This is a genomic window from Parabacteroides sp. PH5-46, from assembly GCF_029892785.1.
Classification (GTDB): Bacteria; Bacteroidota; Bacteroidia; order Bacteroidales; family Tannerellaceae; genus DFXE01.
In genome coordinates, this window is the sequence record NZ_JARXXA010000002.1 from 1 (window position 1) to 12,661 (window position 12,661).

General features: G+C 36.7%; 11 protein-coding genes. 7 read left to right on the forward strand and 4 right to left on the reverse strand.

Annotated features, from left to right (window positions below; translation table 11 throughout):
* The first annotated feature begins 126 nt into the window (after positions 1-126).
* From M2470_RS01940 to M2470_RS01970, 7 genes are all read left to right on the forward strand, one after another.
* Positions 127-672, forward strand: a complete 546-nt coding sequence (locus tag M2470_RS01940) for a hypothetical protein (RefSeq protein ID WP_280743652.1) — start codon at positions 127-129, stop codon at positions 670-672.
* Positions 673-685: 13 nt separating this feature from the next.
* Entirely contained in the window at positions 686-1,876 is a 1,191-nt protein-coding gene (locus tag M2470_RS01945) for a site-specific integrase (protein WP_280743651.1), read from the forward strand.
* A 475-nt stretch (positions 1,877-2,351) separates the two neighbouring features.
* Positions 2,352-2,708, forward strand: coding sequence for a hypothetical protein (locus M2470_RS01950; protein ID WP_280743650.1), 357 nt, complete (start codon positions 2,352-2,354; stop codon positions 2,706-2,708).
* A gap of 57 nt (positions 2,709-2,765) precedes the next feature.
* Positions 2,766-3,020: a hypothetical protein gene (locus tag M2470_RS01955; RefSeq protein ID WP_280743649.1), complete on the forward strand. Its 255-nt coding sequence runs from the start codon at positions 2,766-2,768 to the stop codon at positions 3,018-3,020.
* Positions 3,021-4,045: 1,025 nt separating this feature from the next.
* Complete coding sequence (locus tag M2470_RS01960) at positions 4,046-4,645, forward strand: hypothetical protein (protein ID WP_280743648.1); 600 nt, start codon at positions 4,046-4,048, stop codon at positions 4,643-4,645.
* 941 nt (positions 4,646-5,586) lie between these two features.
* A complete protein-coding gene (locus tag M2470_RS01965) occupies positions 5,587-6,354 on the forward strand; it encodes a type IV toxin-antitoxin system AbiEi family antitoxin (RefSeq protein WP_280743647.1) in 768 nt (255 codons plus the stop codon).
* Complete coding sequence (locus M2470_RS01970) at positions 6,347-7,252, forward strand: nucleotidyl transferase AbiEii/AbiGii toxin family protein (RefSeq protein WP_280743646.1); 906 nt, start codon at positions 6,347-6,349, stop codon at positions 7,250-7,252. Before M2470_RS01965 ends, M2470_RS01970 begins: the two co-directional genes overlap by 8 nt.
* Positions 7,253-7,315: 63 nt before the next feature.
* Here M2470_RS01970 and M2470_RS01975 read toward each other — a convergent pair whose 3' ends face one another.
* The 4 genes from M2470_RS01975 to M2470_RS01990 form a co-directional block, all read right to left on the reverse strand.
* Positions 7,316-7,708, reverse strand: coding sequence for a hypothetical protein (locus tag M2470_RS01975; RefSeq protein ID WP_280743645.1), 393 nt, complete (start codon positions 7,706-7,708; stop codon positions 7,316-7,318).
* Positions 7,709-8,010: 302 nt separating this feature from the next.
* The gene (locus M2470_RS01980; protein ID WP_280743644.1) at positions 8,011-8,334 is read right to left on the reverse strand and encodes a hypothetical protein; all 324 of its coding nucleotides are present in this window, start codon (positions 8,332-8,334) and stop codon (positions 8,011-8,013) included.
* 412 nt (positions 8,335-8,746) lie between these two features.
* Positions 8,747-11,239 carry a glycoside hydrolase family 3 N-terminal domain-containing protein gene (locus tag M2470_RS01985; RefSeq protein ID WP_280743668.1) on the reverse strand — a complete coding sequence of 831 codons (2,493 nt, stop codon included), beginning with the start codon at positions 11,237-11,239 and terminating at the stop codon, positions 8,747-8,749.
* 42 nt (positions 11,240-11,281) lie between these two features.
* Positions 11,282-12,487 carry an esterase gene (locus M2470_RS01990; protein ID WP_280743643.1) on the reverse strand — a complete coding sequence of 402 codons (1,206 nt, stop codon included), beginning with the start codon at positions 12,485-12,487 and terminating at the stop codon, positions 11,282-11,284.
* Positions 12,488-12,661: the final 174 nt, after the last annotated feature.

A 12,661-nucleotide genomic window follows, 5' to 3' on the forward strand; every position in this document is an offset into this window, starting at 1 on the left:
CCAATCAGGATGAGAATGAAGCGGAATACTTGCGTCAGCAAGCATTGAAAAAGAAAAAGAAGCCCGAAAATCGTAGGGGTATAAGAAGATAAAACGAGAAAATAACAATAAAAAACAGAAAATAATATGAGTAAATTAGTATCAAACGATGCTTTATGGGAAAAGCTATCAGAAATAGAAGGAACAATAAATCGGTATTTAAAAGAACAAAAAGTACCTGTTCCGACACAAGAACTAACTGATATAAAATCCGAATTATCGGGAAATAAAGATGAAATTATCGGGAAATTGAAAAAATATATTCAAGGGCTTGGAACACATTGTGATTCTCATTTCAAAACAATACACAGGCATCTTGAACAGTTAGAAAAAGATACAGAAGGGATATATAGAGTATTGGCTTGTATAAACGCCATACAGCAAGAATCCAAAAAACAACAGGAAACAAAATCAGAACAGGATAGATACCACTTTAATTTCAAGTTTTTCAAGGTCAGAAAATCCTCTCTTGTGATTGCTGTACTTGGATTGTTGGTGTTTATCCTTACTCTTTTTTGCATGAAACAGCAGAACGATTATGCACTTTTATTAAATGAGAATTATAAACAAGAGACTCTCATACTGAAACCACATAAAGAGTTAGAGAAGGCTAAAAGAAAAACAATTGAATAAATAAGTAGAATATATGACATCGGTAAAAATTAAATTCAGAAAATCTACTATTGAACGTAAGGAAGGAGTACTTTATATTCAATTAATTCATAATCGTAGTACTAAGCTTATTACAACAAGGTTTCGTTTGCAGTCTTTTGAGTGGGATAATCGTTCATCTACAGTAATAATAAACACCATAGACTCCGAAAGGATATCTTATTTACAAAACATAAAAGACGGATTAGAATCAGAAATCAAGCAGATTTATGATTTAATCTCCATACTTGAAAGGCGAGGCGACTATACTACTAAAGAGTTGCTTGAATACTATGTTAATAACTCTTTGAATGGTTACTTTTTTCCTTTCATAAAATATCAAATCAAGGAGTTAAAGTCTGAAAATCGAACCAAAACCGCATCAATATATGAAACGGCAAGGAGAAGTTTTTCCCGATTCCGGTATGGAGAAGATATCAGAATCGACAGAATTGACAGTGTATTGATTCAACGATATGAAACTTACCTAAAAAATAATGGTGTCTCACTGAATAGTATTTCGTGTTATATGCGAGCGTTGAGAGGAATTTACAATCAGGCGGTGCAAAAAGGTCTGACAATCTCAAAGAATCCTTTTAAAGATGTTTACACAGGTATAGAGAAGACAACTAAGAGAGCCGTAAATCAAGATATTATATCTAGGTTAATTAGGATTGATTTTTCAGAATATAGTCATTTGCAATTGGCACGAGACCTTTTTATGTTTAGCTTTTATACACGAGGTATGTCCTTTGTGGATATGGCTAATCTCAAACAGAGTAATCTAAAAAATGGCTATCTTATTTATTCCCGAAGTAAAACTAAACAAGTTTTGACCATCAAAATAGAAAAATGTATTGAAGAAATAATAGAGCGATATAAGGAGGTTGTTCTTGATGATTATATTCTACCTATATACAACCCACTAAACCGTGATTATAACAGTCATTTACGAACCTATAACAAACGTCTCAAACGAATTTCAGAACTACTAAATCTGGAAAAACCTTTGAGTTCATATGTCTCTCGACATTCTTGGGCAACGATAGCCTTGCGCAAAGGAATTTCTGTACAAGTTATAAGTGAAGGAATGGGGCATGAAAATGAAAAGACAACCCGAATATACTTAGCTTCTTTGGATCAATCTCTTATAGACGATGCGAATGCTCAGATAATTGCAATATAAAACACTGTCTAAAAAGATACCACCTCTTACTTAGAGGTGGTACCTCATTGATTTTTAATACGTGTGCGAAGATACAAAAGTATTTCTAATAAAGAAATAAGAACTGTTAAATTTTTAATATATTACACAATCTTCTTGTGGTTTTCTTTAATATATCTGTATTTCAGCATGTTTAAAAGAATGTTCTAAAAAAATCTTACTGAAAACAATTTGATATAGATAAGCTGCTGGTTTTTAATGTTATCTAAAATAACCTTGTTGAATTCTGCTCTTTTGTTTGTAAAATTGTTCGAAAAACAATTACCACAAGCTGATCATAACTCCTAAACACCGTCGTATTCAGTATTATATATAAATTGTTGTTAGCGTACCACCTCTAAGTAAGAAGTAGTACCAAAGCGAATTAAAGCGAAACTAAGAAATATGTAACATATAATTTGTCTGCATAAGGAGCGGACGTAAAACTAATATTAAAATGAAAAGAATCTTAGCAATTTCAGTGATTTTAATTTCTATTGCAACAATGGTGTATGCCTATCAAGTAACTTGTGGTAGATGCAATGGTAGTGGAACTGACCCTTTAACTTATCCGTGTTCGTATTGTAATCATGGGAAAGTAGAAAAGGTGGAATCTGTTAATTGCTCTCTTTGTAGTGGAAAAGGAGAAGTTCAAAATAGTAATGGGAATTACCAAAGATGCCCAAGTTGTCTAGGCGCAGGTAGTAAGAATATAACGGTGCAAGTGAATTGTAGTACTTGTAATGGTAGTGATTCAGAAAGACGCCAATGTCGTTCTTGTAACGGAGTTGGAAAGGTTGATGATGGAAAGTAATGACTCATTAAAACTAATCTCTTATAATATAAAAAACAAATGAAAAAATGTTTTGATATGAGAAAAGCTAATAAAAAACTTGCGGTTTTATTACCTATTATCACTCTTTTTATTTTTATTATTGCTGCTTTAGGTTGTGCAACAACTTCTCAAACGTCTAGTTCAAGATCATCGTCATCGTCCAATTCTTGCTCTGCTTGTAATGGTAAAGGCTATACGGAAACAATAATTCCAGGGAATAAAGAAACTGGAGCATTACCAAAAAGTATTAAAAAAACCTGCGCAGTATGTTTCGGTAAAGGTTATTTCTAAAAGATTTTTCAATGGCTTTTTCTATATGTACATTTCTAAATTTAGCCTGTAAAAGGAGCAGGTGTGACTATTTTATGATAAGCAAAAAAAAAATTATAGCGATATTCCCGATTGTAACATTTGCGATCTTCATTGTTGCTGCTTTAGGCTGTGCAACAACCTCTCAGACTTCTAGGAATAATTATCCTTCGAGTCCTACTCCTTCAAGTTCTGCTCCTTCAACGTTAGAACCAACTCCATTTCCTGAAGTGGCATGTGAGACTTGTAAAGGGCGTAAAGGGTATTACCTATTTGATACGTGGAATACATGTAAACGCTGTAATGGAACAGGAAAAGAACCTGTACATTAAAAGCAGAATATAAGTAACTAATGAGTAAGTCAAGTCGATTAATAAGATATGAACCTATATTTGCAATTATTCTTTTTTTGATAGGTTGCCTTATCTATCTTACTTGCAGGCAAGACATCTTACTCTTTACCTATCTTGGGGATAGCGTATTTTTAAAAAAAATCAATATCTCCATTTTTTATGATGGAAATCCATTAATATATTTTTTTTTATTTTGTTTTCCAGATTTTTTGTGGTATTTAGCATTACTAATAATTCAATTTGCTTTTTATAAAACAGGAATCGTTGGCAAGATAATTTTTTATGTAGCAATAATACTTCCTTTTATTCTTGAGATAATGCAATTGCATGATATAATTAGTGGGACTTATGATATTTTTGATATCATAACCTATATTGTAACATTCTTATTATGGCTGAGTTATTATTTTAAGTTTAGAAACCGATGAATGCTCATTAATCTAATCGAAGTTACGATAACAATAAATAGAGATGAAATTTTACAATAGAATATCCGAAATAGCTAGCGTCTGTGAAGTGTTTTTGTTATTCCACCAATAGACTCACCATGTTTCAAAGTAGCAAGATTCTATTAGTGGAACAGTTGATTTTTGGAATAGATGCTATATCTATTGATGATTTAAAGTTGTGCCCGACACAAATTAGGGACAAATAATGAAAAAGAATATATTTATACACATCGTTAGTGCTATTTTTATCATGACAGTTTGTAATGGGAATATCTACGGACAAACTAAAGTTATTGGTTCAGCTTCAGCAACATTTAATGTAACTACAAGGAATGTCAGTCAAAGTATTACAGGCGAAAATGTTCAGACCAATGCAAAAGCCGCACTAATTCAAGAAGCAACAAAAAAATTTCCTAATGCGACTGATGTAATAAACATTAATGTTGCAAGACAAAGTTCTGAAACATGGATGGACGGATACACGGCTGTTTTGTCTGTAGAGTATGTTGCAACTGGGCAAGTTATTGGTTATCCAAATAACACCAGTACCAGCACTTCAACACCACTTTGGTTACTCGGAAATTGGTTTGAAACAGAAACTGGCAAATTGGTTTTTGGAACTTCTGATACTGGTCAAATAGTATGGAACAATGGGTTGATAGGCAATATTACAAGTATTGAAGGGAACATTGTTGAAGTGAAATATTCAAATGGTAACATCGCTTCGATTACCAAAGTTAATGACAACTTTATCAGATATGAAGGTCTTACTTCAGGTAGTAAGTGGACTGCAATGAAAAAGTAATCTATTTTTACAGATTTAGTATAACATAGAGATGGTGTTTAACTACTGTGAAAAGTGAAAACACTACAGCTAAAAAGCGATTTTCTGTAATATAGGGTGTTAGCCCATGAAAAGTGCTTTAAGAGTTTGAAAGTGAGTTGTCTGTACAAACATTTCTGTGCCCAGTACTACAGCAAGTCGTCGAAACGTTATCGGCAAGCAGGCAGACAGTACAAATGAATTCAAAATACAATTGTCATAAGGCTATTCAGTAAATACCTAAAAATCGCATGAATTTTAATTTAGTCATGCAATACTTTTATGATTTCGGCTATTTTCCCCTCTTATTTCTCTGATTTTGTAACCATCTATATCCTCTTTTGATCATTTCATGATATTTTTCTTAGTTTTCGGCATATCTATGGTTTCCTGACTAAATTTTTAAAAGCCAAGTTTTTAGGTATACTATGCTATATTTTTAATCGGCTTCCTTTCCATCTTTCGTATTATTCTTACTACATTGGCCGTGTGTATACTGAAGAAAAAACAAAGAATTTTTGCTTCTTTTGTACGTACTTCGACTTTCCTAAGCGCATAAAACTTTTTCTCTGTCCCAGAACTACCTTCCTTCTGAGTAGCTCTTTCTTTAGAGAGAATGGTTCTCATCATTTTATTTTGTTCTTTATCTTTTTCCGCTCACCCTTTTCTGAAAAACTCGTAGTAATCTTACATGAAGAGCAAAAGAATTGAAATCTCAAGCAGATAACAACGAAACGGAATAAGCACCCAACCATGCCAGTAACTATGCAGATTAAAAAGTATGTCTGATTCTGATTTGTTTAGGCAAACAAGCACAAGACCAAACTATAAGTTTAGAATTATATAAATATTTCAACTTTGAGGCTTAACTTTTAGCCAAAAGCACTATCTTTGTGGTTGAGTTTAGATTGTAGATATATATCATGGGTATAGAAAAAAGAAATAAAATCAACCAGCTATTGCAAAAGAGCAATCCGGGAGGGCTGTATTTCTCTTCATGGCTAAAGGAAAACGGATATTCCGATCAGCTTGTGAAGAAATACAGAGATTCCGGTTGGTTATCCTCATTGTCCAAAGGGGTAATGTACCGCACAGGAGATAAGTTGAACTCTTTTTCTGTTTTAGAAAGCTATAACGGGCAGTTGAATAAGAATTGCCATATTGCAGCTCATTCTGCATTGGAACTTTCGGGTTTCAATCATTATGTTCCGATGGGGAAACCTTTGCTTGTCGTATCACATTCAGTTAAAGAACCTATCCCTTTATGGATGAAGAGTGAAGAATTTGATCGTACTTTGAAATTCTTCTCTACAGAAACATTCTTAAAGCCACAACGAACCTCTTTCAATTTAGATTATCCTCACTTGCCAACTTCCGTTCCTGAACAAGCTTTTCTTGAGTGCTTGTTATTGGCTCCTAAGCAATATACATATATGGATTTGTACTATATAATGGAGCAGCTAACAACACTTCGTCCTGATATAATGCAGGACTTATTAGAGAACACAGATAATCTGAAGGTAAAACGAATGTTTCTATATATGGCAGAAAAAGCGGGTCATTATTGGTTTGATTCGCTTGATACGAACAAGATAAAATTAGGTACCTCAAAGCTTCAGTTAGTTGAAAATGGAACTTATATATCTAAGTACAAGATAACCGTACCTAAAGAACTATACGAATATGAATGAATTATACAAAAGGCAAGTGGCACTTCTGATAAGAATAATGCCTTCTGTTTATAGGATAAAAGATTTTGCAGTACATGGAGGTACGGCTATTAACTTGTTCCACAAAAATATGCCTCGTTATTCTGTTGATATAGACATAACCTATATCCCAATTAAAGGGCGAGAGGAAAGCCTAAAGGCAATTAATGTTCACCTTATTGAGCTAAAGCAAATGATTGAAAAAACAATTCCGGGGATTCGGATTACTCATAAACCCGATGTTTGGAAATTGCTCTGTATAAAGGATGGTGCTACTGTTAAGATTGAGGTCAATGGGACTAAAAGAGGTCTTATTGGAGAGACAGAAGATAAAGACCTTTGCGCCAAAGCTCAAACGGAATTTAATATGGGGTGTAAAGCTCGAATAGTTTCATTTTCTCAATTGTATGGAGGAAAGATCTCTGCCGCATTGAGTCGTCAGCATCCACGTGATTTATTCGACTGTAAATACATGCCTCTTGATTCGTTAGAGAAAGTGAAAGATGGATTAATTTTCTGTCTTTTAGGGAGTGATAAGCCTATTTTAGAATCATTACAGCCAAATGCTATTAATCAAACGGATGCATTGAAGAACCAATTTGAAGGAATGACTGATATACCATTCTCATACGAGGAATACGAGGCTACCCGTAAAGAGTTGATTGAAAGGATCAATTATGGATGGACAAAGGAGGATAAGGAGTTTCTTTTATCCTTTGAAAAAGGTGAGCCGGAATGGGATAAATGCTCTGCCGGAGACTTGAGTAAATATCCTTCGGTTAAATGGAAGTTACAGAATATACGGAAACTGAAAGAAAATAATCCGGAGAAGTTTGATGCAGGAATAGAAAAACTGAGGGAGTTTATTTTTAATCCCTGAACTATACTAATAGTATAGATGTATGCATAATTATAAAGAAAATAGTGATGCCTTATTTTAATTCTAAAACTCTATTGAGTCCCCAGTTTTTAGTTCGATTGCTTTGTTTTCATCAAATAAAAAAATGTAAGAATCATCAATAGAAGCATATTCTTCACCTCTTTGCGAAAAATGTGGTAGGCAAAGCTGAATAATCCTTTTAGATGCATTTACCGATAACTCATTTCGAACTCTTTTTATTTGCTCAATGGATAGTTTTTTTGATGTAGAAAAACGGATTGCACTACGCGTCTCTTCTACAATTTTACATTCTATTCCATCTATTTCAAGCCTACTTACTTCTGAGATAGCTATAGATTCTACATCTTGAATGCTATTCTTCTTTATTTTTTCTGACTTATTGCTTGTACATGAAATCATTAGTAATAATATGGCTATCAAAACTATCTTATTCATATTATTTTAATAAAAGTGAGTCCGAAATATAAGGAAAATTTTGAAAGTTAGAAATATAGGACAATAATTACTCCAATAAAGTGATAATATAATCCATTTCTCTATCTTTGTCTCACCAACCCACTCAGCAAAGCGATGCAAAACGGAGTGTTAAAATCGTGACTTATTCGTAACCCTACGGGTTTTCTGAATTTGCAAAACAAAGATATTCAGTCGGTTAAAGAGCAGGTTCTGCTGCCTTCAGCCGCACTTCTTGAAAAATCCTTGAAAACTACGGTTCTCAAGGATTTTTTCGTTTAGTATTACCCAACAACTACATACAACAAGCCCCATCCTAAGAGTCCTGCAAATATTCCTGCTCCTCCTAGTAAAGTTGCAATCTTTCCTGTTGAAATGTTCAATTTCTTTTTTTGCTTTGAAGATAGAGTCCATCCGATAAGTGACAGTATAAATCCAGTCAGCATGCTTGGAAAGCAACTAAAAAGGGATAATGCCCAGAAATATACTCCTGTTTTTCCCACAGTAAGCATATCGACAATAAATATCAACAAACAGATTGGAGCAATTGCATAAAAGACAAAAGCTACATAATATAGTTTAAAACGTGTTTCTTCTTGTTGATTCATACTTGCCGACATATTACCATATCGTTATCGGCCCTCAAAATACTAAATAAATCACAACATTAACCACAATAATTTACAAAGTGAGGAACAATAGCACTCTCAATAAGCCTCAAAAGAAGGCATTTAGAGGGAATTGTTTGGGGAAAAACACTAGGAAAGAAAAGTAAGTGCAATTTCAAAAGCCTGTATCCATGCGGTATTTGGAAAATAGGTTGCGATCATGCGATCACTTTTGGCCTGTTTTGAAACTTTCTATTAAAAATGGTTCCTCGTTCCTCATTTTGTATGTTAAAATGAGGAACGAGGAACTAAATATATAGAAAATATTGGATATAGTGATCGCACCTTCTTCTATTTGCTAGTCTCTCAACTCAAATAGCTCACGACCTATTTTCACTCGCTCATTAATCTTTTATTTATTGGGTGTTTCCCATTTTTTTGTAGTCGTACAAGTAACATTTACAATTTGGTCACCTGTTTGAAAACGGAAATCACCTTTTTCTAAAATCCATTTACCATCATAGCCAACAAAAGCGAGATCGGAGCCTTTCACTTTTAACGCAATGCTCTTTGTTTCATTTGGTTTCAACTCTACCTTCTCAAAAGCACGAAGACGACGAACATCGGGGGTTAGAGAAGCAACAAGGTCACTACTGAATAACAAGATACTCTCTTTTCCGATGAGGTTACCGGTGTTTTTCACATCAACAGTGAAGGTTAATTCATCATCAGCGGTAAAGCTTGCTTTATCTACCTTCAGGTTACTGTAAGCAAAAGTGGTATAACTCAGTCCGTAACCGAATGCCCATTGCACGTTCACAACTGCGTCATAATTGTAAGCACCTTCCATTTGCCTTCCAATATGCTCACTTGGTTTGTGGTCGTAAGTAACAAGCGAATTAATTTCCTTCGGATAGGTAAAAGGCATTTTTCCGCTGAAGTTAGTATCTCCGGCAAGCAGGTTGGCTAAAGCATCCCCACCATAATTTCCCGGGAGCATGATGTTTACTACTGCTTTTGCTAAGGGTTCGATCTCATTGATGATACGCGGACGGCCTTGATTGAGGATCAGTACAATCGGCTTTCCGGTAGTGGCCAAGGCTTTGACTAGGTTCAGTTGGTTGGACGAAAGGGTCAGATTATTCAGATTTCCCGGAGTTTCGCAATAGGAGTTTTCTCCGATACAGGCGATAATATAGTCAACTCCCCTTGCTGCCGCGACAGCCTTTTCTATTTGAGGCGCGTTTTCTTCCCACCAGCTACCCTCTTGCTTATAGGTAACCCCTGCTTCGTGAATAATGTTGTTCGCTCCAAATTTATTCTGGAAAGCTTCAAGGATCGTATTATGGTCTGCCGCGCATTCGTCTGCTTTGTCGCCCTGCCAGGAGTATGACCATCCTCCGTTGAGCGTGCGCATGGAGTTGGCATTTGGTCCTGTAAGCAAGAACTTCTTTCCTTGTGGAAGCGGGAGGATATTGTTAGTGTTTTTCAACAATACGATACCTTCTTCAGCAGCACCAAGAGCAACCTTTGCATGTTCATCACTCCCAAATAAAGGGAAGTCGGCATGATTATATGCCGGAGTATCGAATAGCCCTAAGCGGTATTTCAAGCGTAACACACGACGTACGGCATCGTCGATACGGCTCATCTTTACTTCCCCTTCTTCAACTAACTCCTTTAAAAGCGTGCAGAAAGTCCATTCGTATGGAACCATCGACATATCAATCCCTGCGTTGATTGCCATCTTGATAGCTTCTTTCTTGCTTGAAGCCACCTTATCACGCGTATAAAGATTATTGATATCCGCCCAGTCGGTAACAATCAGTCCATCCCAGTTTAGGTCTTCTTTCAACCATTCGGTAAGTAATTCGTAGTTTGCATGGAAAGGGAGCCCATTGTTTGTCGCCGAATTAACCATTACAGTAAGTGCCCCTGCTCGAATGGCTTCAAGATGCGGAGCGAAATGTTTCTCCCGCATATCCTGAACGGAGATAGAAGAAGGGGTACGATCTTTACCTGATACAGGAACGCCATAACCCATATAGTGTTTCATGCTAACAGCTACGCTATGAGGACCGATATGATTCGGGTCTTCTCCCTGGAAGCCTAACACGGCTTCACGTCCCATAACCGTATTCAGATAGGTGTCTTCGCCATAGCCTTCCCACTGACGAGGCCAACGGGGATCACGGCCAAGATCGACTACAGGTGCGTATGTCCAGGGGATACTTCCTGCCTTTGTCTCATAAGCCGAGATACGGGCTCCTTCACGTACTAAGGCACGGTTGAACGAAGCCGCCATATTAACTCCTTGCGGGAAAAAGGTTCCTCCCATTGTATAGGTGGTTCCGTGGATTTGGTCTACCCCATAAATACAGGGTATTCCAATCTCTTTCATCGACTTATCCTGGATGATCTTAATGATACGTTCCCACTCCTGAGGAGTCTGTGCAATACCGGCAGGGACATTGAGAATAGAGCCTACCTTGTATTTGCTAATGACCGAGTCAAGCAACACTTCATCAATCTGAAAACCTTTTTTGCTTTCTATGCCCTGAATAGCCATATAGATGCCCATAAATGTTTCTTGTCCGGGCATTTCATCTGTAAGTTTAAACTGATCTTCCAAACCGTATTTGGCAAGGATAGCTTTCAGGTCTTCCACCTTGAAGTTCTGCATATCGATCCCTGCGAAAGGATTGGTACGCAGAGTGATGGCGTCAATAGCCAGCTCGGTCATCTGCCCTATCTTCTCTTCAAGAGTCATTTTCTTGAGTAGTGCTTCTACTTGTTGCTCGATTTTTTCATCTTTGGGAATGGCCGGTTTTACACTCTGCTGTTGTGCGCACGAAATAAGCACAATTCCTGTCAATAGAAAAAAAAGGATTATGTTTCTTTTCATCATATGTATTGTTACAAATAAAATTTTCTTCATGATTATTGCCTAATTGAACAACATCGGAGCAAACTGTGACAGATAGATTCGCCAATTGTCCCAGGTATGACCACCACCACTTTCGTGATAGGTATATTTGAAACCTATTTCATCCATTTTCTTCATGCTTTCGATTACGCCTTTGTATAAGAAGTCGGTAGAACCGCAAGCTATCCAGTACAATTTATACCCATTCTTCTTCTGTGTTTCCAGTTTCTTTACAAATGCGTCTTGTACTTCTGCGGCAGGATAACTGGCTCCCATCATCGCAGCAATAGGAGGGGCGGAGAACACACCGATATAATCGAATGTATTTGCATATTGGGCTGAAATGGCAGACGAGTGCATACCACCCATTGACAAACCGGCTATCGCGCGATTATTTTTTCCTGTTTTCACCCGGTAATTAGTTTCAATAAACTTCATCACGTCGCCGAAGCTATCTTCCATACTGGCAACCGCTTCTCTTGGTCCGCCACCCATGGCCGGTATATATGCGCGATTCGTTTCGTCCGGTGAAGCATTATTCTGTGTATGACCGTTTGTCATCACCACGATCATGGGTTTGGCTTTTCCCTGGGCAATCAGGTTATCCATGATCTGAGCCGTACGTCCCAAAGCGATCCAGGCTTCTTCATCACCCCCTGAGCCGTGGAGTAAATAGAACACCGGGTAGCTTTGCTTGTTATTTTCATATCCGGGTGGAGTATAAATCGTGATGCGGCGGTTCTCTTTCAGTGTCGGACTATTATACCAGCGGCGGGTAACACTCCCGTGCGGCACATCGTTTACACTATACAAATCCCCTTTGTCTCCGCTGATGATAAACACACTTGTTATCGAAGCCACATCGCGGATCATCTTGATATTGCTTGGATCGTTCATGCGCAAACCGTCGACAATAAATGTATAGCTATACAATTCAGAAGCCAGCGCTTCGGGAGTGGTATATTCCCAAATACCCTCTTTGTTTTCTTTTAATTCGGCAATTCCCGGCATATCGAATTCACCATACGGTGTGTCTATTTTCTGAGTTGGCAGGAAGTCACCCGTCACCTCTACTTTCACCGCTTTAGGCGCCCTCAGTCGGAACGTTACAGTGTTGTTCTCGTGAATTTCAGGAGAAATGATTTGAGATCCTCCCCACAAAGCTTGTTGTGCAAAGCTTGTTACACTTATCAGAAGCACTACAGCTAAAATTGATATCTTCTTCATGATTTTATATGAATTAAATTATAAATGAGTATTCTATATTCTACTTTCGATCTTGGCTCGGTATTGCAATATTACAAATAAAGATGAAACAAGATCTTCTTAAACCATGCAAATAACTCATTCTTTTGTTTAAACAAGGTTTTCTATTTGTTCAAAGGTTTGTCTATTTATTCA